We start from the raw sequence: 20,297 nt of genomic DNA on the forward strand, positions 1-20,297 counted from the left end.
GGCGTGCTGCCCATCGACGCGGCGGCGCACAGCAGTCACTGGCGCCGTCGTCACCCCGTCGACAAGGCCGTCCTCGGGCTCGGACTCACAGTCCTCGCGATCTCCCTGCCGCCCTGGCCGGGAGCCGCCCTGGTGGTGATCGCCGCCCTCGCCGTACTGCTGGGGCCCGCGGGCGTGCCGCCCCGCAAGCTGTGGCGCGCCTACCGCGTGCCGCTCGGCTTCTGCGTCACCGGCGCCCTGACCCTCCTCGTCCAACTCGGCGGTCCCGAGGGGTTCGTGGCGCTCGCCGGCGACGGCCCTGCACGCGCGGGCGGTCTGCTCCTGCGGACCTCCGCGGCCTCGCTCGGCGTGCTCCTCTTCGCCTTCACCACGCCGATGTCGGACCTGCTGCCCCGCCTGGTGAAGGCGGGCGTGCCCGCACCGGTCGTGGACGTGGCGCTGGTGACGTACCGGATGAGCTTCCTGCTCCTGGACTCCATGAGCCGCATCCGGCAGGCGCAGGCGGCCCGGCTCGGCCACACCACACGGGCCGCCACCTGGCGCTCGCTCGCGGGCCTCGGCGCCACCGCGTTCGTACGGGCCTTCGGCCGGGCGAGCCGGCTGCAGGCCGGGCTCGCCGGACGCGGCTACGACGGCACCCTGCGGGTCCTCGTGCCCGAGGCCCGGATCTCCCGGGCCTTCGTGGCCGCGAGCGCGGGCCTGCTCGTGGGCCTCGCGGCCCTCACCCTCGTACTCGAAAGGTTCCTTCCATGAGCGAGCCGCGTGCTCTTCGCGAGCCGGGCGCTCCCAGTGGGCCGAGCGACTCCCTGGTCTCCCTGCGTGCGGCTTCGTACGCGTACGAGGAAGGCCCCACCGTTCTGAGCGGCCTGGACTTCGACGTCGTGGAGGGCCGCGCCCTCGCGCTGCTCGGACGCAACGGCAGCGGCAAGACCACGCTGATGCGGCTGCTCAGCGGCGGACTGCGGCCGGACGAGGGCGAGTTGACGGTCGAGGGCGCCCGCGTGACATACGACCGCAAGGGTCTGACGCGGCTGCGCACCACGGTGCAGCTGGTCGTCCAGGACCCGGACGACCAGCTGTTCGCCGCTTCGGTCGAACAGGACGTGTCCTTCGGCCCTTTGAACCTGGGCCTGCCCGACGCCGAGGTCCGGGCGCGGGTCGCCGAGGCGCTCGCCGCGCTCGACATCACCGCCCTGACCGACCGCCCCACCCACCTGCTCTCCTACGGCCAGCGCAAGCGGACCGCGATCGCGGGCGCGGTGGCGATGCGTCCGCGCGTGCTGATCCTCGACGAGCCGACCGCGGGCCTGGACCCCGACGGCCAGGAGCGCCTCTTGACCACGCTGCAGCGCCTGCGGGACGCGGGGACCACCGTGGTCATGGCGACCCACGACGTGGACCTGGCCCTGCGCTGGGCCGACGACGCCGCGCTGCTCACGCCCTCCGGGGTGCGGACCGGACCGGTGGCCGAGATGCTGGCCCACCGAGATCTGCTGACGCAGGCGGGACTGCGCCTGCCGTGGGGGATCGCCGTCGCGGAGCTGCTGCGGGCGCACGGCCTCGTCCCCGGCGTCGGCGAAGGGCCGCGTACGCCGGAGGAGTTGGCGGTCCTCGCGGCGCGCGGCGTCCAGTGATCATGGTTACAGCCTGAAGGGGTGGCCGGTCCGGCCCGCCGGGCGTACTCTTCGCAAGGCTTCGTCTGTTGACGAAGTGACAACTGAATGCATGCGCGACTGGGGAAAGCCGGTGGGAATCCGGCACTGACCTGCAACCGTGAGCGGCGCTCGACGCCGTGAGTCGGATCGCCCGGCGCGCCATGTGCACTGCTTCTCTCTGTCATGGTCTGCAGCGTGGAGCCCTGAGCCCCCGGTTCGTCACGGGTGTCCTGGGTCCTTGCGCGGGCCCCGGCCCCGAAGGACCCGAAATGGCCCGCGCGATACGCATGTTCGCCGCCGCCCTCGGCCTGCTCCTGTCCGCCGTCGCCCTCGGCCTGGGCGCGGCACCGGACACGGCGCACGCCCTGGACGCAGGACGCGGCAGGGCCGGATTCTGTCCGAACGGGAACGGCGTGACCGTGGTGGTGGACTTCCGCGAGCTGGGCGGCAGGACCATCGTGCGCTGTGCGGTGGGCAGCCAGGCCAGCGGGCTCGCCGCGCTCAAGGCGGCCGGTTTCGACGTGACCGGCACCAACAGGTGGGGCGAGTCCTTCATCTGCCGTCTGGAGGGCAAGCCGGGTACCGATCGCGAGCCGTGCATCGACACCCCGCCGACCAAGGCGTACTGGTCCTACTGGCACGCCCCCAACGGCGGTGCCTGGACCTACAGCCAGCAGGGCGCGACCTACCGCACCCCGCCGACCGGCAGTTTCGAGGGCTGGTCGTTCTCCTACAACCGCGAGGCGGACGAGGCGCCTTCGCCCCGGGTGGCGCCTCAGCGGCCCGCGGGTGGCGGTTCCGGTTCGGGCGGCGGGTCCGGTTCCGGTTCCGGTTCGGGTTCCGGTTCGGGAGGCTCCGGTGGACCCGGAGGCTCCGGCTCCATCGGCGGAGGCAGCAATTCCGGTGGGGGAGCGGGCGGTTCACAGAACGGCGGAACCGGAGCGGGCGACACGCTGCCCGGCACGGTCGCGGGCCTCGGACAGGACGCCAAGCCCCAGGACGGCGACCTGCCCGACGAGCACGAGGAGAAGGGCAAGAAGAAGGACAAGGGGAAGGACGAGGACGAGGACGGCAAGGAGAAGGGCAAGGACGGCAAGGAGAAGTCCGCCGATGCCACCCCGTCCGCGTCCGGTTCGCCGAACCCGGTGATCACCCCGAGCGAGGCCGCCGACTGGACGGGCGGCGACGACAAGCGCACCGTCGAGGCCGCCGGTTCCTCGGGCGCCCCGACCGGCACCCTGCTCGGCATCGCAGCCGCCGTACTGCTCGCCTCCGGCGCCGGTTTCACGGCATGGCGCCGCAAGCGCACGGCCCGCGCGGACACCACCACGTGACCGCCGACCTCGGGTGGCGCCGCGTGACTGCCGATCTTGGCTGGCGCCGCGTGATGGTCGCTCTCGGGCGGCGCCGCGTGGCCGCAGTGCTGGAACGGGGGCGCGAGAATTCCGCTCCCGGACGGCGCCGCGATGCCTCCGCCCCCGGGCGGCGCCGTGTGACCGCAGCCCTCGAACGGCGCCGCGAGACCCCGGGCCCCGGGCGCCGCCGTGAGAACCCGATCAGGTGGCGCTCGCTGCCGCGTGCCGTGCATCCGGGTGCCTGGTGGTTGTGGGCGCTCGGTATGGCCGCCGCGGCGAGTCGTACCGCCAATCCCGTGCTCCTTGTGATGATCCTCGCCGTCGTGGCCTTCGTCGTGGTGCGCAGGCGCGGGGACGCGCCCTGGGCCCTGGCGTTCCGGATGTATCTGGTCCTCGGTGCGTTCATCGTGACCATGCGCGTGGTGTTCCGGATCGTCTTCGGCGGCGGCCAGGGCGGCACCGTCCTGTTCACGCTGCCGCAGGTCACCCTGCCCGAAGCGGCCGCGGGCATCCGCCTGTTGGGCCCCGTCGCCGCCGAACAGCTGCTCGGCGGTCTGTACGACGGGCTGCGCCTGGCCACCATGGTCATCTGCATCGGGGCGGCGAACGCGCTCGCCAACCCCAAGCGGATGCTCAAGGCATTGCCGGGAGCCCTGTACGAGGTCGGCACGTCCGTCGTCGTCACCCTGACCGTCGCGCCCCAGCTCGTCGAGAGCGTGCAGCGGGTGCGCAGGGCCCGGCGGCTGCGCGGCGGCGCGGCCAAGGGCGTCGGCGCGCTGCGCGGCATCGTCGTCCCGGTCCTGGAGGACGCGATGAACCGCTCCCTGGCCCTGGCCGCAGCGATGGCATCGCACGGCTACGGCCACACCGGCCGCCTCGCCCCGCGCACCCGGCTGCTCACCGGCGCCCTCGTGGTGGGCGGGCTGCTCGGCGTCTGCGCGGGCCTGTACGGGGCGATGGGCGCGAGCACACCCCCCTACCTGGGAACGCCCCTGCTCCTGGCGGGACTTGCCCTCGCCGGTGCCGGATTCGTGCTCGGCGGCCGACGGGTGCGGCGCAGCACGTACCGGCCCGACCGGTGGCAGTCGGCCGAAGTCCTGGTGTGCGCCTGCGGGTTGGCCGCAGCCGTCCTGCTGTACGTGGTCTCGCGCACCGACGCCGCGTCCCTGTACCCCTCGCTTTCCCCGCTCACCTGGCCGGAGGTCGCGCCGCTGCCCGCCCTCGCGGTCCTGGTCGGCGTGGGGCCCGCCTATCTGGCGCCGGAACCCCCCAAGTCGTCGGACCCCGCAGGGGATCCGACGGCAACCAAACCCCTGGAGACGGCCACGTGATCGACTTCGACGAGGTCACCTTCACCTACACCGGCGCCGTGGAGCCCGCCCTGCGCGACGTGGACCTGCACATCGGCGAGGGCGAGCTGTGCCTGGTCACCGGCCGCACCGGCGTGGGCAAGTCCACCCTGCTCGGCATGGTCAACGGCCTGGTGCCCCACTTCACCGGCGGCCGCCTGCGCGGCCGGGTCGCCGTCGACGGCGTGAGCACGGCCACCGCGCCCCCGCAGGAGTTCGCCCCGCTGGTCGGTGTCGTCGGGCAGGACCCCCTCGCGGGGTTCGTCACCGACACGGTCGAGGAGGAACTGGCGTACTGCATGGAACAGTTGGCCGTACCGGCGGACGTGATGCGCAAGCGCGTCGAGGAGACCCTCGACCTGCTGGGCATCGCGGAGCTGCGCCGCCGTGCCCTGCGCACCCTGTCCGGCGGACAGCAGCAGCGGGTCGCGATCGGCGCCGTCCTGACCGCGCACCCCAGGGTGCTTGTCCTCGACGAACCCACGTCGGCGCTCGACCCGACGGCCGCCGAGGAGGTCCTCGCGGCGATCACCCGCCTGGTGCACGACCTCGGCACGACCGTGCTCGTCGCCGAGCACCGCATGGAGCGGGTGCTGCAGTACGCGGACCGGCTCGTGCACCTGCCGGGCGACGGACGCGTGGTGGAGGGCGAACCCGCCGAGCTGATGCGCGCGTCGGACGTCGCACCGCCCGTCGTGCGCCTCGGCAGGCTGGCCGGCTGGGACCCCCTGCCGCTGTCGGTGCGGGACGCGCGACGCAGGGCGGCGCCGCTGCGGGACCGGCTCGCGGACCACGTCCCACCACAACACGCGGCGGACAAGGGTGAGTTGACTCTCTCGGCCCGCGGGGTCACCGTCTCCTACGGTCCCACTGTCGCCGTACGAGAAGTGGACCTGGCCCTGCCGCGCGGCCGGGTGACCGCGCTCATGGGCCGTAACGGGTCCGGCAAGTCCTCGCTGCTGTGGGCCCTGCAGGGCTCGGGGCCGCGCCGTGCGGGGAGCGTCGAGGTGGGCGGCCAGGACCCGGGCAAGCTGTCGGCCCGCAAGGCGCGCGCCCTGGTGGGCCTGGTGCCGCAGACCGCCAGCGACCTCCTCTACCGCGAGAGCGTCGACGCGGAGTGCGCGCAGGCCGACACCGACTCGGGTGCCCCGGTGGGCACTTCGCGCGCGATCCTGGACAGCCTGGCCCCCGGCATCCCCGGCGACCGTCATCCACGCGACCTCTCCGAGGGGCAGCAGCTCGCCCTCGTGCTCGCGGTGCAGCTCGCCGCCGCCCCCGAGGTCGTCCTCCTCGACGAGCCGACCCGAGGCCTGGACTACCACGCCAAGGATGCCTTCGCGGGGCACGTGCGTCGGCTCGCCGCCGAGGGCAGGGCGGTGGTGGTGGCCACCCACGACGTGGAGTTCACCGCGCGTGCCGCGGACCGGGTCGTGGTGATGGCCGAGGGCGAGATCGTCGCCGACGGGCCGACCCGCGACGTCGTGGTGTCCTCGCCCGCCTTCGCCCCTCAGGTCGCCAAGGTCCTCAGCCCGCAAAAGTGGCTGACCGTGGAGCAGGTGCGCCACGCCCTGGAGGCCGTATGAGCTCCCTTCGCCACGCTCTGGTGGCCGTATGAGCTCCCTTCGCAACGCCCGTGGCCGTATGACGTCCCTGAGTACGCGGGTGCCCGCGCTGCCCGTCGGACTGCGCAGCGCGGTCGTGCTGACGCTGGCGAGCGCGGCGGGCCTCACCATGTTCTTCTGGCCGCTGTTCGCGGCGCCGCGCCCCGAGGCGGCCGCGCACTCCGCCGACGCGCCGCTGATCTTCGTACTGACCATGCCGGTGCTGCTCGCGGTGGTGCTCGCCGAGATGTCGTCCGGCGGCATCGACACCAAGGCGCTGGCGATGCTCGGCGTGCTGTCCGCCGTGAACGCGGGTCTTCGGCCGCTGGGCGCGGGCACGGCCGGCATCGAGACGGTGTTCTTCCTGCTCGTGCTCGCGGGCCGGGTGTTCGGGCCCGGCTTCGGCTTCGTCCTCGGCTCCACGTCGCTGTTCGCCTCGGCGCTGCTGACCGCGGGGGTGGGGCCATGGCTGCCGTTCCAGATGATCGCCTCCGGGTGGATCGGGCTCGGCGCCGGGCTGCTGCCCAGGCGCGTCACGGGCCGTGCGGAGATCGCCGTGCTCGCGGTCTACGGCGTCCTGGTGGCGTACGTCTTCGGGTTCCTGATGAACATGTGGTTCTGGCCCTTCACCGCGGGCACGGACACGCAGCTCTCCTTCGTCGCGGGCGCCCCGGTCCTGGAGAACCTGCACCGCTTCGCCGTCTTCACCCTGGCCACGTCCACCTTCGGCTGGGACACGGGACGCGCGCTCACCAACCTGATCGCGATCGTCGCGCTGGGCCCCGCGGTGCTCGCCGTGCTGCGCAGGGCCGCGCGACGGGCGGCGTTCGACGCGCCGGTCGCCTTCGAGGGGCCTGTCTCCTACCGGGGCCCGATCGCTTCCGGCGGCTCCAGCGCCTTCGACCCCGCCGGATCACCGGCCACCCCACCTGCTGTCCCCAGGACACGAATCAGCAAGGAGATCGACGATGACCCTGCCCCTCAGACCCAGGGCCCTGGCGGCGATACCCGCGGCCGCCCTCGCCGCGACGGTGGCGAGCGCCCTGCTGCTGCCGGGCCCCGCACGGGCCGCTGACCCCGCGGCCCCGGCGCTCGAGTCCCCGGCGAACGCGGCCGCGACCTGGATGACGTCCAAGCTGACCGACGGCTCCAACGCCTCCGCCGACCACGGCCTGACCGCCGACGTCGTGATGGGCCTCGCCGCGACCGGAACCGGCGGCGCCGCCCAGAAGAAGGCCACCGACTGGCTCGCGGCGAACGCCGCCGCCTACATCGACCGCGGCACGCCCGGCAAGGTCTTCGCGGGCGGCACCGCCAAGCTCGCGCTGGTCGCCGCCATCGAGGGCCGTGACCCCAAGAACTTCGGCGGCCAGGACCTCACCAAGACGCTGCTCGGCCGACTGCAGGACAACGGCCGCTTCACCGACGACCTGCCGAACGGCGACGGCTCCAACCAGTTCACGCAGTCGCTCGCCGTCCTCGCCCTGCAGCGCAGCGGCGACCTGCCCGCCAAGGCCGTCGACTTCCTCGCCGCCTCCCGCTGCGCCGACGGCGGATACCCGCTGTTCTTCAAGTCCGACCCGGCCAAGTGCAAGTCCCACACCGACAGCACGGGCCTCGCGGTTCAGGCGCTGCTCGGCGCGGGCCGCACCGCCGACGCCGAACCCGCGCTGGACTGGCTGGAGAAGCAGCAACTCGCCGACGGCAGCTTCCGCGACAACGGCTTCGGCACGCCGCCCGGCAACTCCAACTCCACGGCCCTGGACGTCCAGGCGCTGGCCGCGGGCGGCCGCGTCGAGGCCGCGGGCAAGGGCATCACCTGGCTGAAGTCCGTCCAGGTGGGCTGCGGCGCCGCGACCGCCGACCGGGGCGCGGTCGGCTACGCCGAGCCGAAGGCGGACGGCACCGCGCTGCGCGCCACCGCCCAGGCGGTGCCCGCGCTCGTCGGCAAGTCCCTCGCCCAGATCGACGGCAAGGGAGCGGCGACCGACCTGGAGCCGATCGCCTGCGCGCCCGACGGCGGGACCAACGGGGGCAGCGGAGGCAACGGCGGCACCGACGGCGGCGGCTCCAACGGTGGCTCCAACGGCGGTACGGACGGCGGCAGTTCGGGTGGCAACGGGACCGACGGCGGCACCACGGGCGGCACGGACCCGTCGGCGACCCCGGTTCCCTCCCCCTCCGGTGACGCGTCGGCCACGGGCGGCAACGCGTCCGGCGGCGCTGCCTCCGGCGGTGTCGGCGGTACGGGAGACACCACCGGCGGTGTCGGCGGCTCCGGCACGACGGGTGACACTTCGGGCGGCGTCACGCCCTCGGGCGGCCTCGCCTCGACCGGCTCCACCGCGCTGCCCCTGGCCGCCGGAGCCGCGGCCCTGCTGATCGCGGGTGCCTCGGCGGTGCTCATCGCCCGCAGGCGTCGCGGTCGAGCGGCCTGATCCGCTTCCGCGCCCGCTCCACCGACCGCGACCTCTCCTGACTGCCACGTCTCCTGACCGTGACCTCTCCTGACCACCACTCCGCATTTCACTTTCCGTCAGAAATTCCGTCAGAAAGGCAATCCGTCATGCTCCGCACCCTGCCCCGAAGAACCACCCTCCTGACCGCCGCGCTCGGCCTCACCCTGGCCGCGGCGGTACCCGCGGCCCAGGCTGCGCCCAAGGCCGCCGCCAACGCGCCGATCACCGTCACGCTGACGGTCCAGGGCCCCGAAGGCGCGCTCTACAACAACACCATCAGCACCAAGGGTCACACCGTCACCACCGCTTCCGGCGGCACGCACAAGTGCGACGGCACGAACAACGGCGCCAACACCACCGCGGGAGCCACACCCACGGCCGCCCTGGACGACGCGGCCAAGAAGCAGGGCTTCAGCTGGGACGGCACCTGGTACCCGGCGTACGACGACTACTTCGTGTCGACCATCGCCGGCAAGAACGGCGGCCAGGAGGCCTACTGGAGCATCTCGGTGAACGGCACCGCCACACCGGTCGGCGGCTGCCAGTTCCGTATCAAGGCGGGCGACAAGGTCGCGTTCACCTGGACCGAGATGTAGGAGTCGCAGGCCTCCGCCGCCCCGCCCTCCGGATTCCGCCCTCCGGATTCCGTCCGCAGGATTGCGTCCGTCCTCCAGATTCCGTGCGTCCGCCGGGAACTCATCGGCCACTCTGTCCGACTCCTCTCGGGGAACGGAACAGGAGGTGCGATGGACGCTCTGGATGTCCGCATGCGCCAGGTCGACTGCCGGCACGGCCGTGTCGGGGCCGTGCACGGCGTGGATCTCGATATCGAGGCCGGCGAGCGCGTGGCGCTGACCGGCACCAACGGGTCGGGCAAGACCACGCTGATGCGAGCCGTGCTCGGCCTGCACCGGCAGGTGCGCGGCAGGATCCTGGTCGGCGGTCGCGGCACCGACAGCGCGGCCGAGTGGGCGTGGCGGCGCAGAGCCTGTGCCTGGGTTCCGCAGAAGCCCGCGGTCGGCCGCTTCCCGCTGCTCGGCCGGGAGCTGCTGGCCAGCGGCGGAGCCCCGGGGGAAGCCGGGCGGGCGGCGGCGGAGCTCGGCGTCGGGACGCTGGTCGACAGGCCGCTGCACACGCTGTCCGGAGGCCAGTTGCAGCGTATGTATCTGGCCCGCGCGGTCGGCTGCGTCGGCGCGGGCGCGGGAGTGCTGCTTGCCGACGAGCCCACCGCCGCCCTCGACTTCGCCGGGCAGGAGGAGGCCGCCGACGCCCTCCTGGCGCTGCCGGTGACCCTCGTGGTCGTCACGCACGACCGGGCGCTCGCCGAACGCTGCGACCGGGTCCTGGAGATGGCCGCGGGCCGGCTCAGGGCGGTCCGGTGAACGCCCTCGCCGCCGCCGACATCGGGCAGCTCCTCCAGCTGCCGCCGGTCCAACGGGCGGGTTTCGCGCTGCTGTTGGCGGCGGTCGGTCTGCCGGTGGTCGGCGTGGTGATCGTCGGCCTCGACATCATGCCGGTGCGGTTCGCGATGATGCACGTCGCGCTGCTCGGCATCGCGACAGGGCTGCTGACCGGCCTCGACCCGATGCTGTGCGGGCTGATCGCCTGCGCGGTGGCGGGCGCCGGGGTCGCGCCGCTGGCCCGCACGCCCGACGGTCTGGCGGGCGCGATGGGGCTCCTGATGAGCCTCGCGATCGCCGCCGCGCTGCTGGTCCTTGCCGTGTCCGGTGTCAACGCGCAGGGTGCGTTCGCGCTGCTCTGGGGCTCGATCCTGTCGGTCGGCACCGCCGATCTGTGGCTGCTCGGCACGCTCGCCGTGTTCGTGCCCGCCCCGTTCTGGTGGCGCCGCCGCGATCTCGCGCTCCTGCTGCACGACCGTGAACTCGCCCTCGTCTCCGGGGTGCGGGTCGAGCGGCTCACCCTTCTGCTGCTCGTCCTGGTCGCGGTGTCCGTCGCCGGGGCGATGAAGCTGACCGGCGCGCTCCTCGTGGACGCGCTGACCCTGCTGCCCGCGCTGGCCGCCCGGCGGCTCGGCACCTCCCTGAAGTCCATCACCGCCTGGGCGGTCGGCATCGGCGTGGCCGTGAACCTCACCGGGTTCCTGGTCGCGCTGAAGCTCGACTGGCCGCCCGGTCCCGTGCTCGTCCTGACCGCCGGGGCCGTGGTCCTGGCCGTCCACGTCATACCCGAACGGAGAACCACCTCATGGCCCTCGACCGCGGCCGCATCGTCCGTCAGCCTGCCCTCCTCGCACTGAGCCTGACCACCGCCCTCGCACTGACCGCGACCGCGTGCGGCTCGGACAAGGACGACAGCTCGGACGCGAAGGCGAAGAACGGCGACGCCCCCGTCGTCGTGGCCACCACCACTTGGGAGGGCGCCCTCGCCAAGGCCGCCGGTGCCCAGGACGTGAAGGTCATCGTCCCGCCGTCGGTGCAGCACGCGCCGGACTACGAACCCAAGCCGTCCGACCTCGCGGCGGTCGCGGACGCGGACTTCGTGCTGTACGCGCCCTTCGAGCCGTTCGCGAAGAAGATCGAGGAGGCCGCCGGGTCGAAGGCGGAACTGGTCGAGGTCGCCCTCGACAACGACCCCGCCAAGACCAGCGCCGAGGTCGCGCGTCTCGGCAAGAAGTTCGGCACCGAGGACGCCGCGGCGAAGTGGGACGCGTCCTTCAAGCGTGAGTACGGTGCGCTGCGCAAGGAGTTGAAGGCCGCCTGGCCCGGAGGCAAGGCCCCCGCGGTCGTGGCCCAGGCCTACTCCGCGTGGTCGGCGAAGATGGCGGGCGCCGACCTGCGCGGGACGTACGGCCCCAAGGCGGTGACCGCGGCGCAGCTGTCCGCCCTGGCGAAGAAGAAGCCCGCGTACGTCTTCGACAACGCCCACATGACGACCGGCAAGGTGCTGCCGGACACCGGCGCGAAGCAGGTCGACATCGTCAACTTCCCGGGCAAGGACCTGGATCTGCTGGCGGTCTACAAGAACGCCGCCGAGGCCATCGAGAAGTCGATGTCCGCCTCCTGAGGCACACGCTCGTCGTGGGCCGCCCGGAGATTCCGGGCGGCCCACAGCCGTAGGGTCAGACGGCAACAGCCGTACGGTCAGACGGCCGACGCGAGAGCCCCGTCGACCTGCGCGACGCACCGCTCACGCAGCAGCGGGCGGTCTGGCTTGCCCGCCGGAGTCAGCGGCAACTCCGGGAGGACCAGCAGGTGTTCGGGGTGCTTGCGCCGCTCGAGGCCGCGCGCGTCCAGATGGCCGCACAACTCCTCCAGCGTCGGCGCATCGCCGCGCGCCACGACACAGGCCGCGAGCCGCTCGCCCATCAGCGGATCGGGTACGCCGACGCACACCACGTCCCGTACGCGCGGATGGGCCGCGAGCTCGATCTCCACCTCGGCCGGGCTGATGTTGGCCCCGCCGCGGATGACGACGTCCTTGAGGCGGCCGACGATCCGCAGGCTCCCGTCGTCCTCGATGAGGCCGAGGTCGCCGGTGCGCACCCAGCCGTCGGCGGTGCGGTAGCGGGCGTCGAGTTCGGGGGCGGCGACGTAGCACAGCGGGGTCATCGGGCCGCGGGCGACGATCTCGCCGACGGAGCCGGACGGCGCCTCCTCCAGCTCCGGAGTGCCGGGGACGGCGATACGGATGTCGGTGACCCGTGGGTCGGGGCGGCCCGCGAGGACGCCGGGACCCGCGCCGCGCAGGGGCCCGTCGGCAAGCCCGGTATGGCAGTTGACGCCGTCGGCGGAGCCGTAGAGGTTCACGACAGGACAGCCGAAGACCCGCCGGGCCTCCTCGGCCGTGGCCTCGTCCAGCGGTGAGCCCCCGACGACGACGGCCGTCGGGGGGACGAACCGCGGGCGGTGTCCCTGCGCGATCCGGTCGAGCATCATCCGGATCATCGTCGGTACGCCCAGGACGTGCGTGGGCTCGTGCGCGGCGAGGGCGTCCAGGGCGGCGTCGGGCGTGAAGTGGTCGAGGAGGACCAGCGTTCCGCCGTGCCGGGCGAGCGTCACGGCGGTGCCGTTGCTGCCGAACGCGGAGGCGAGCGGCACGAGGAAGAGACAGCGAGGGGGCCGCCCGTCGGGGATGAGCGAGGCGAGGAAGTTGCCCCGGCCGCCCGCAAGCGCGTTGTGCGAGTACGCCACCATCTTCGGCTCGGCCTCGGAGCCGGAGGAGACCAGGATGCGGGCCGCGGAGTCGGGGTCGGGGCGGGCCGCGGTGAAGGACGCGGGATCGCTCCGCAGGAGCGCGGCGAGCGGGACCGTGCCCTCCGGGGCGTCGGGCCCGGCCGCGATCACCGTACGCAGCAAGGGTAGTTCGCCGCTGAGGGCGAGCAGATCGGCGGCGTGACGGTTCCCGCGGTGCTCGGTCGCGGCGATCACGGCGGTCGCCTCGGCCCGGCGCAGCAGCGAGGCCGCCTCGCGCCCGCCGCGGCCGACCGGGAAGGGGAGCGCGACGGCGCCGAGGGCGGCCAGGGCCAAGTCGGCGATCACGGCGTTGCGGCCGTTGGAGAGCTGGACGCCGACCACGTCGCCGGTGCGTATGCCGAGCCCGGAGAGGCCCGCGGCCAGACATCGCACCTTGCGGTCGAGCGCGGTGTAACAGAGCTTCCCCTTGGCGTCGAGGACGGCGGTGCGGTGCGGGTCGGCGATCTGGCGGGACCGGTGGAGGCTGTACAGGTCGAGGTCGGGGCAGGTGCCGTCGACGGCCCAGGAGCGGCGGAGGCCCGCGGGCAGGAAGTCGTGCAGCGACACGGTCATATGAAGCTCCAGGGGGAGGGGACGGCGGGGGCGCCGTGGGCGTCGCGGCCGATCGAGCCGGAGTCGAGGAGGTCGGCGAGGTCGGTGACGACGGGCACGGCGAACAGCCCGCGGCCCCGCAGCCGCTCCAGCGCCGCCTCGGTGGACAGGTCACGCACGTCGTAGGGAAGGGCACAGTGGTCGGAGAGGGCGACCCAGCCGTCCGCGGTCGGCAACGGACGCCGGAATCCCGCCGGTTGACGCGGAGCGAGGCCCTGCGCGACGCGCGAGCGTGCGGGCGCGGTGAGCACGTCGGCGGCGCCCAGCAGGGACGAGTCCACGCGCACGCCGCATCCGAAGCGCTCCCGGTGCAGCAGTCCCGCCAGGGTCGCCTCGGCGCCGAGCAGGCCGCCGAGCACGTCGAGCACCGTCATCAGGGACGGCGCGGGCGGCTCGTCGGCGGGCCGCACCGACTCGCCGACCCCGGTACGGGCCTGCACCATGAAGTCGGTGCCCATCGGGGCGCCGGGCAGCCGGTCCGCCCAGCCGCTGGTGTACGCGTAGACGAGGCCCGGGTTGGCGGTGGCCAGGTGCTCGTGGTCGAGGCCGAGCTGTGCCGCCTTGCCAGGCGCCCAGTTGTGGAGGAACACATCGGCGTCGGCGGCCAGTTCGCGCAGCCGCTCCCGGCCTGACGGCGACTTGATGTCCACCTCCACGGCCCGCTTGCCCCGGTTCAGCGCCAGCCAGCGCGCCGAGACGCCGGAACAGGCGGGCGGCATCCCGCGCAACGGGTCCCCGCCCGGCGGCTCGATCCGGATCACCTCCGCACCAAGCAGGCCCAGGAGGTGGGCGGCGAGCGGGGCCTGGATGCGGCGGCCCGCCTCCAGGACGGTGAATCCGGCGAGGGGGAGTTCGCTGAGCGACCCGACGGGGGAGTACGTGGTGTCGCACGGGGTCAGCTCGAAGGGCGCCGCCCCGTCGAACTCCGCGGCCCGCTCCTGGAGCGACCACAGCGGGCACACCTCGGCGCCGGCGGCCTCGGCGGCATCCCGGATCCGCTCCAAGGCGTGCCCCCGCACCACGTCGTGCAGCGCCTGCGGGAAGGGCGCGCAGGCGGTGGCGTACCGGAACTGGAAGGGGCGCCATCCCCGGCGTATCGCCTCCTGCGGGGCGTCGAGGGCGCGCCAGAACGCCGCCCACGCCCCCGGGTCCAGCGTCTCCAGCTCGAAGACGGCCCCCTCGGCCGACGTGAACGGCGGTCCGCCGGGCGCGAGTTCGGCCGCCTCGTCCTCCTCGGCCCCGGCTGCCGCCAGGTACTGGGAGACGGTGAGCAGAGCGGCCCGTTCGGCGCTGACCTCGACGCGCGTGGTGCTCCCGCCGCGCAGCCGCGCCAGGAGCCCGGCCAGCAGCCCCTGGACGGCGAGGACGCCCGTGGTGGTGGCGGCGTAGTCGACGGCGAGGCCGGCCGGGGCGCCGTGGCGGCGGCCGTGGACCGCCATGATGCCCGTGGCGGCCTGGACGGTGGCCTCGTCGGATGCCGCACCGCCCCACGAGGTCCGTGCGGTGACGCTGCCGATGCCGGGATCGGACACGGTGAACCGGCCGCCCGCGGAGCCGTCGGTGGCGACGCCGAGGAGCCGCAGGTGCTCCGCGATGAGCGCGCCGCCTGGGCCCGGCGGCCCCGATCGCTCCAAGCGGAGTCCGTCGAGCGGCCCGGACGTCCGGGCGAGGGCCTGTGTGAATGGAGTTGTCATCCCTCTCCTTAGTGGCGCATTCGTCACGCGTGGGAACTCGGAGGCCCTCGCCTCCGACCTGTTCCACGGAAGAGGGAGTCGGACGGCCGACGGCCGGGGTTCCCGCGGAACGCGAAAAGTGACGGAGACCCGCATGGCGGAGTCGCAGGAGTCGGAGCGGTTCGGCGGTGCGCCGCGCTGCCCGGACGACGTGGTGGAGTTGAGGGACCGGGTCGCGGCGTTCGTGCGCGGCAGGGTGGTGCCCCGCGAGCCGCTCCTCGACGCCGGAGGGCGGGAGGCCGCCGAGGCGCTGCGCGGGCTGCGGTCGGAGGCGAAGGCCGCGGGGCTGTGGGCACTGCCGCTGCCCGAGGAACTCGGCGGCCAGGGGCTGCCGTTGCGGTCCTACGCCCATGTCGCCGAGGCGGAGGGGGCCAGCGACCACGGTCCCGCCGCGCTCGGTTCGGCGCCGCTGCTCGACGTGACGATGCTGTGGCGGCACGGCGGTTCGCGCGTCCGCGAGCGGTATGTGAAGCGCCTGGTGGCGGGGGAGATACGGGCCTGCTACGCGATGACCGAGCCCGAGACGCCCGGTACCGACCCCTTCCTCACCACGACCCGCGCGGCGCCGATCGGCGGCGGGGCCTGGCGGGTGAGCGGACGGAAGTGGTTCACCAGCGGTGCCGCCGACGCCGACCTCGTCACGGTCCTCGCCCGCACGGACGGCGCGCCGCGGGACCGCGAGGGCCTGTCGCTGCTCTTGGTGCCGACCGACACCCCGGGTTTCCGCATCGTGCGGGAGCTGCCGGTGCTCGGTGCGGGCGGACAGGGCGAGATCGAACTGGACGACGTCTTCGTCGACGGCGACCACCTCGTCGGCGAGCGTGGCAAGGCGCTCGCCGTGGCGGGTGAACGGCTCCAACTCGGCCGTACGCTGCGGTGCCTGCGCTGGCTCGGTCAGGCGGCGCGCGCCTTCGATCTGCTGCGGGCACGTGCGGTGACCCGCACCCGTTCCCGCGGCCCGCTGGGCGACCTCCAGCTCGTCCAGAGCCACGTCTTCGAGTCACTGCTCGCCCTGCGCACCGTCCGGCCGCTCGTGTACGAGGCGGTGGACCGCCTGGACGCCGGGCTCGACGCGCACGTCGAGGTGGGCCTGGCCAAGGTGGCGGCCGCCCGCACGCTGCAGCAGGTGGCCGACGCGGCGATCCAGGTGCACGGCGCGGCGGGCCTGGGCCCGGACACCGCGCTGCCCGCGCTGTTCCGCACGGGCAGGGCGGCGAGGATCCTGGACGGCCCCGACGAACTGCACGTCACGTCGGTCGCCCGGCGGGTGCTGCGCGGAACTAGGCGTGATGGGGAGGCAGAAGACCGGTGAGGACGGCGAGCCCGTACGCGAGGAAGAAGTCGCCCCAGACGAGCTCGTGCCGGGTCGCGGTCCCGGAACGGAGGTCGTAGCAGCCGTCGAGCAGCCGCCCGTCGTCCGAAAGATGGTCACGCACCAACTCACCCAGGATCTCGACGGCTCGACCGCGGTGGCCGAGCTTGAGGAGGGCCACCGCGGTGATGGCCGCCGCGGAGGTGTCGAGAGGCCCTTCGGGGCGGGCGCCGTCGGCGGGCGGGACGGCGCGGGCCGGCATCAGGCGACGTACGGCATGGGTGTGGCCGTCGACCCCGAGACCGTGCATGGCGTCGGCGAGGGCCAGCAGCAGCCAGGCCGGGCCTCGGCTCCAGCCGGGCGGTGGATCGTCGAGGGCCGTCCAGCGGTCGGGCCGTTCGCACTCCCATGCCCAGCGGAAGGAGCCCTCACCGAGGCAGAGTTCGAGATGCCGACGCAGATGGGACGTGGCGGCACCAGGGTCCACGGTGGCCAGCAGCGGCACCATGCCCGGCACACCGTCGACGCGGGCCACGAGGCGCGGTCCGCCGAACGCCGCGCCCCAGGGGACGATGCCGAGCCCGGCATCGAAGGCATCGCGGCAGGCGCGGGCGGCCCGGCTCCGCAGGGCGGTCGCGGCGGGCCCTTCGGCGAGCGCGGTGCCGTACCAGAGGATCAACCCACGTGTGGCGGTGTCGACTTCACCCCACGGCGAGAGCCGTTCGGTGACCCGGAGCGCGGCCTCGCGGTCACCGCCGTCACGCGTGCAGCGGGCCCGCAGCCACAACAGCCCGGCCCAGAACCCACCGGTCCACGACCCCCGCCCGGTGGTGGTCCACCGCCCGGACCCGGGCTCGGCGAACAGTGGGAAACGCTCCCCGACTTCGCGCCGGGTGACGTCCACCCGCCGAAGGACGCGCTCCAGCGCGGGGAGGGCCCAGCCGGGGACACCGTCCGACGCGTCCGTAACCGCACTTCCTTCCGCCGCTCTCGTCACTGCGTACCCTCTCGTCACCGTGCACCCTCCCGCCGCTCCCGCACCGCCCAGACCATCGCCACCACGCCCGCCCCCAGGAACTCGGCGGCCACCAACAACCACCCCGTCCCGAACCGCCCCGCGTCCGCCAACACCCCGAACAGGGGCGGGCCGATGGCGAAGCCCGTGAAGAAGCCCGCCGAGACCAGGGCCGAGGCCTGGCCCGCTCTGCCCGGTTTCGCGTGGTGCATCACCAGGACCATCGAGACGGCGTTCGCGGAGACCGCGAAGACGCCCACGGCCACCGCCGCGACCCACGCCAGCGCACCCGCGTGTGTGGAGGCGGCAAGGAGCAGCGCGGCGGCGACCGCGCCCGCGGCGAGGCCGCCCGGCAGCCACCGCGCGCGGCCCGGTCGCCCCGCCACCTTGGACCAGGCCACGCGGCCGACGATGCCCGCGACGCCAAGGACCGCCACCAGTGCCCCCGCCGCCGTCGCGCCGAGCCCGAGCTTCCGCGTGCCGTACAGCGCGAGGTAGGTGTTGACGGATGCGATGCCGCAGCCCAGCAGTAGGGAGAAGGCCGCGAGCCATGCGATCGTGCCCCTCGGGACCCAAGAGGTGGGCCCCTGCGCCGACTTCGGCGGGCCGTCGGGCGGCAGCGTGCGCGCCGCCCAGATCGCCGCCACCACGGCGGCCGCTGCCGCCGTCCACACCGCCCAGCGCCACCCCGCCGCCCCGGCAAGCGCCGCGAGCGGCAGCCCGGCCGCGAACGCGCCCCACTGCACCCCGGACTGCTTCATGCCGGTCACCGCACCGCGCCGTGCCTGGGGAACGGAGGCCAGGATCGCCTTGTTCGTGGCGGGGTTGGCCAGCGCCTGCGGAAGGCCGCCGAGGGCGACCGCCACCAGGAGGAGCCAGGCCCCGGGAGCCGACCCGATCAGCGCCAGCGCGAGCGCCGACGCCGCCAGGAGGGCGATCAGGCAGCGGCGCGGGCCGAGCCGGTCCACCACGCGTCCGCCGATGGGCGAGAGCAGTGCCGCCGCCCCGAAGCCGACAGTCGTGGTGAGCCCCAACTCCGTTGGCGACACGTCCAGTTCGTCAACAAGGCGCGGCCCGAGCGCCCCGATCAGGAACAGCTGCATCATGGAGAAGGCCATCGCGCAGGTCAGCAGCGCGGTCATGCCGGCGGTGGCCGTGTCCTTCGCGTGGCTCCCGGGCCCGGTACTCGTCTCACTCCGCTGCGCCACCACCGGCGTCCCCTCCTCCACGTCCACACCACCGGGGTCCCGGAACTGCCGGACCCTCGACAGGTGTCGGCCCGGACGGCCCATGAGTTCCGGCGTCCGGGGGTGCGCTGGGTCACACGGAGGGGTCCGCCACCGGATACGGCACGAACGCGCTGCTGTTCGGGTCGATCCGCAGCGCCCTGCCGAGGGGCGGAACCGCACGCTGCGGGCAGTCCAGGCGCTCGCAGAGGCGGCACCCCATGCCGATCGGCGTGGCGGCGGAGGCGTTGGCGAGGTCGAGGCCGTCGGAGTAGACGACCCGGTGCGCGTGGCGGATCTCGCAGCCCAGGCCGATGGCGAAGGTCTTGCCGGGTTCGCCCCAGCCGCCGCGGTGCCGGGTGAAGGCGCGGGCGGTCCACAAGTACCGCTGTCCGTCCGGCATTTCGGCGATCTGGACGTGGATGCGGCCGGGTGCGGCAAAGGCCTCGTAGAGGTTCCACAGCGGACAGGTGCCGCCCGCCCGCGAGAAGTGGAAGCCGGTCGCGGACTGCCGCTTGGACATGTTCCCGGCCCGGTCGACCCGTACGAAGGAGAAGGGCACCCCGCGCAGCCGCGGCCGCTGGAGGGTGCTCAGGCGGTGGCAGACGGTCTCGTGACCGAGGCCGTACCGGTCGGTGAGGCGCTCGATGTCGTACCGCACTTCCTCGGCGGCCGTATGGAAGTCGGCGTACGGCAGGATCAGCGCCGCGGCGAAGTAGTTGGCGATGCCGATGCGGGCCAGAGCGCGGGCGGGGGAGCCCGGCGGGAAGTCCTCGCCGGCCTGCCGGTCCAGCTCGTCGCCGTACTCGAGCAGGGCGAGCTGGGTCGCCATGCGGAAGGCGCGCTGCCCGGGGCGGAGCCTGCCGGACAGGTGCAGGGTGCGGGTCGCGTCGTCGTAGTGGTGCAGGTGCTCACCGGCCCCGGCGGCAAGGCGCACGCCATGGGCGTCGACGAGGCGTGCCGTGAGGGCGCGTACGACTTCGCCGGGCCGGATGCCGATCTCCTGGGCGAGGTGTTCGGCGGCGAGGTCGGTGTCGTGCAGGTAGTTCCGGCGGCGGTAGAAGAAGTCCCGGATCTCCTCGTGCGGTGAACGGGGCCCGCCCTGCTCGGCGTTCCGGCCGTCCGCGGCTCCGGCCAGCCGTTCGGACAGCAACTGGTTGCGGCGGCCGAGGTCGAGCAGGACCCGGGCGACCGCGGGCATACGGGAGGCGAGCTCCGCGAGGTCGGAGGAGGACACACGGGTCTCGGCGATCTCGCTCGCCAGCGCCTCCCGCAGATCCGCGAGCAGTCGCGTGGTGTCCCGCTCGGAGAAGAAGCCGGGGTCGACGCCGAAGGCCTCGGTCAGCCGCAGCAGGACGGGGACGGTCAGCGGGCGGGAGTCGTGCTCCATCTGGTTCAGATAGCTGGGCGAGATGCCGAGCACCCGGGCCATCTCGGCCTGGCTCATCCGGCGTTCCTCGCGCAGCCGCCGAAGCCGCGCCCCCGCGTAGGTCTTGCTCACCGTGCTCCCCTCCTGCCCGGCGGTCCTGGTGCCGTCCGGGACGGTGGCCAGCGTACGTGAGGAGACGAGTATCCGACCCTTCGCAAAGTTGGCAATCAAGGCCGCGAAGATTCGCAGAAGTTGGCATCCGTCCACGGTTGTTGGCACTCAGTGCCAGTGCCAGAGTTCCAGTGCGGCCCGCCGGACAGGCATTGCTCAGCTCCTCGCGCCGGCCGGCCGCACCTCAGCGAGAGACACGCAGTGCCACACCCCCGAGGCGAAGACGGGGGATTGGCAGACCACGCAA

The 20,297-nt window shown here is 73.8% G+C and carries 17 protein-coding genes and 1 riboswitch; of the genes, 12 read left to right on the forward strand and 5 right to left on the reverse strand.

Annotated elements, in window-relative coordinates:
• Positions 1–3 precede the first annotated feature (3 nt).
• The 11 genes from cbiQ (at position 4) to AB0B50_RS27555 (ending at position 11,443) form a co-directional block, all read left to right on the forward strand.
• Positions 4–753 carry a cobalt ECF transporter T component CbiQ gene (cbiQ, locus tag AB0B50_RS27505; protein WP_362337350.1) on the forward strand — a complete coding sequence of 250 codons (750 nt, stop codon included), beginning with the start codon at positions 4–6 and terminating at the stop codon, positions 751–753.
• Complete coding sequence (locus AB0B50_RS27510) at positions 750–1,634, forward strand: ATP-binding cassette domain-containing protein (RefSeq protein ID WP_362337353.1); 885 nt, start codon at positions 750–752, stop codon at positions 1,632–1,634. The genes cbiQ and AB0B50_RS27510 overlap by 4 nt, the downstream gene beginning before the upstream one ends.
• 45 nt (positions 1,635–1,679) lie before the next feature.
• A riboswitch (cobalamin riboswitch) is annotated at positions 1,680–1,829 on the forward strand.
• A gap of 95 nt (positions 1,830–1,924) precedes the next feature.
• The gene (locus AB0B50_RS27515) at positions 1,925–2,989 is read left to right on the forward strand and encodes a hypothetical protein (protein ID WP_362337356.1); all 1,065 of its coding nucleotides are present in this window, start codon (positions 1,925–1,927) and stop codon (positions 2,987–2,989) included.
• Positions 2,990–3,012: 23 nt separating this feature from the next.
• A complete protein-coding gene (locus tag AB0B50_RS27520) occupies positions 3,013–4,341 on the forward strand; it encodes a CbiQ family ECF transporter T component (RefSeq protein ID WP_362337362.1) in 1,329 nt (442 codons plus the stop codon).
• A complete protein-coding gene (locus AB0B50_RS27525) occupies positions 4,338–5,942 on the forward strand; it encodes an ATP-binding cassette domain-containing protein (RefSeq protein WP_362337364.1) in 1,605 nt (534 codons plus the stop codon). Before AB0B50_RS27520 ends, AB0B50_RS27525 begins: the two co-directional genes overlap by 4 nt.
• Before the next feature lie 58 nt (positions 5,943–6,000).
• Complete coding sequence (locus AB0B50_RS27530; protein WP_362337367.1) at positions 6,001–7,035, forward strand: ECF transporter S component; 1,035 nt, start codon at positions 6,001–6,003, stop codon at positions 7,033–7,035.
• Positions 6,929–8,398 carry a hypothetical protein gene (locus AB0B50_RS27535; protein ID WP_362337370.1) on the forward strand — a complete coding sequence of 490 codons (1,470 nt, stop codon included), beginning with the start codon at positions 6,929–6,931 and terminating at the stop codon, positions 8,396–8,398. The genes AB0B50_RS27530 and AB0B50_RS27535 overlap by 107 nt, the downstream gene beginning before the upstream one ends.
• 128 nt (positions 8,399–8,526) lie before the next feature.
• Positions 8,527–9,015, forward strand: coding sequence for a DUF4430 domain-containing protein (locus AB0B50_RS27540; protein WP_362337373.1), 489 nt, complete (start codon positions 8,527–8,529; stop codon positions 9,013–9,015).
• 150 nt (positions 9,016–9,165) lie between these two features.
• A complete protein-coding gene (locus tag AB0B50_RS27545; RefSeq protein WP_362337376.1) occupies positions 9,166–9,801 on the forward strand; it encodes an ATP-binding cassette domain-containing protein in 636 nt (211 codons plus the stop codon).
• On the forward strand, positions 9,798–10,676 hold the full coding sequence (locus AB0B50_RS27550) for a metal ABC transporter permease (protein WP_362337379.1): 879 nt from the start codon (positions 9,798–9,800) through the stop codon (positions 10,674–10,676). Before AB0B50_RS27545 ends, AB0B50_RS27550 begins: the two co-directional genes overlap by 4 nt.
• A complete protein-coding gene (locus tag AB0B50_RS27555) occupies positions 10,625–11,443 on the forward strand; it encodes a zinc ABC transporter substrate-binding protein (RefSeq protein ID WP_362337381.1) in 819 nt (272 codons plus the stop codon). The genes AB0B50_RS27550 and AB0B50_RS27555 overlap by 52 nt, the downstream gene beginning before the upstream one ends.
• A 77-nt stretch (positions 11,444–11,520) precedes the next feature.
• Here the strand turns inward: AB0B50_RS27555 and AB0B50_RS27560 are convergent, their stop codons facing one another.
• Both AB0B50_RS27560 and AB0B50_RS27565 read right to left on the reverse strand, forming a co-directional pair.
• Positions 11,521–13,185, reverse strand: a complete 1,665-nt coding sequence (locus tag AB0B50_RS27560) for a class I adenylate-forming enzyme family protein (RefSeq protein ID WP_362337384.1) — start codon at positions 13,183–13,185, stop codon at positions 11,521–11,523.
• Entirely contained in the window at positions 13,182–14,918 is a 1,737-nt protein-coding gene (locus AB0B50_RS27565) for a CoA transferase (RefSeq protein WP_362337387.1), read from the reverse strand. Before AB0B50_RS27565 ends, AB0B50_RS27560 begins: the two co-directional genes overlap by 4 nt.
• Positions 14,919–15,051: 133 nt before the next feature.
• On the opposite strand from AB0B50_RS27565, the gene AB0B50_RS27570 reads away from it, so the two are divergent.
• Positions 15,052–16,269, forward strand: coding sequence for an acyl-CoA dehydrogenase family protein (locus AB0B50_RS27570; protein WP_362337390.1), 1,218 nt, complete (start codon positions 15,052–15,054; stop codon positions 16,267–16,269).
• Here AB0B50_RS27570 and AB0B50_RS27575 read toward each other — a convergent pair.
• The 3 genes from AB0B50_RS27575 to AB0B50_RS27585 all read right to left on the reverse strand — a co-directional run bounded on the left by AB0B50_RS27575 (position 16,238) and on the right by AB0B50_RS27585 (position 20,011).
• The gene (locus AB0B50_RS27575; protein WP_362337393.1) at positions 16,238–17,266 is read right to left on the reverse strand and encodes a sugar ABC transporter permease; all 1,029 of its coding nucleotides are present in this window, start codon (positions 17,264–17,266) and stop codon (positions 16,238–16,240) included. The genes AB0B50_RS27570 and AB0B50_RS27575 overlap by 32 nt on opposite strands.
• 14 nt (positions 17,267–17,280) lie before the next feature.
• On the reverse strand, positions 17,281–18,492 hold the full coding sequence (locus AB0B50_RS27580; protein WP_362337395.1) for an MFS transporter: 1,212 nt from the start codon (positions 18,490–18,492) through the stop codon (positions 17,281–17,283).
• A gap of 112 nt (positions 18,493–18,604) precedes the next feature.
• Entirely contained in the window at positions 18,605–20,011 is a 1,407-nt protein-coding gene (locus AB0B50_RS27585) for a short-chain fatty acyl-CoA regulator family protein (RefSeq protein WP_362337791.1), read from the reverse strand.
• Positions 20,012–20,297: the final 286 nt, after the last annotated feature.

Origin of the sequence: Streptomyces sp. NPDC041068 (assembly GCF_040647455.1) — a bacterium.
GTDB lineage: Bacteria > Actinomycetota > Actinomycetes > Streptomycetales > Streptomycetaceae > Streptomyces.

Coding starts and splice junctions, on each gene's coding strand:
- AB0B50_RS27555 (WP_362337381.1), top strand. CDS start 10,625: ATGGCCCTCGACCGCGGCCGCATCGTCCGTCAGCCTGCCCTCCTCGCA.
- AB0B50_RS27515 (WP_362337356.1), top strand. CDS start 1,925: ATGGCCCGCGCGATACGCATGTTCGCCGCCGCCCTCGGCCTGCTCCTG.
- AB0B50_RS27510 (WP_362337353.1), top strand. CDS start 750: ATGAGCGAGCCGCGTGCTCTTCGCGAGCCGGGCGCTCCCAGTGGGCCG.
- AB0B50_RS27565 (WP_362337387.1), bottom strand. CDS start 14,918: ATGACAACTCCATTCACACAGGCCCTCGCCCGGACGTCCGGGCCGCTC.
- AB0B50_RS27545 (WP_362337376.1), top strand. CDS start 9,166: ATGGACGCTCTGGATGTCCGCATGCGCCAGGTCGACTGCCGGCACGGC.
- AB0B50_RS27540 (WP_362337373.1), top strand. CDS start 8,527: ATGCTCCGCACCCTGCCCCGAAGAACCACCCTCCTGACCGCCGCGCTC.
- AB0B50_RS27570 (WP_362337390.1), top strand. CDS start 15,052: ATGGCGGAGTCGCAGGAGTCGGAGCGGTTCGGCGGTGCGCCGCGCTGC.
- AB0B50_RS27530 (WP_362337367.1), top strand. CDS start 6,001: ATGACGTCCCTGAGTACGCGGGTGCCCGCGCTGCCCGTCGGACTGCGC.
- AB0B50_RS27535 (WP_362337370.1), top strand. CDS start 6,929: ATGACCCTGCCCCTCAGACCCAGGGCCCTGGCGGCGATACCCGCGGCC.
- AB0B50_RS27560 (WP_362337384.1), bottom strand. CDS start 13,185: ATGACCGTGTCGCTGCACGACTTCCTGCCCGCGGGCCTCCGCCGCTCC.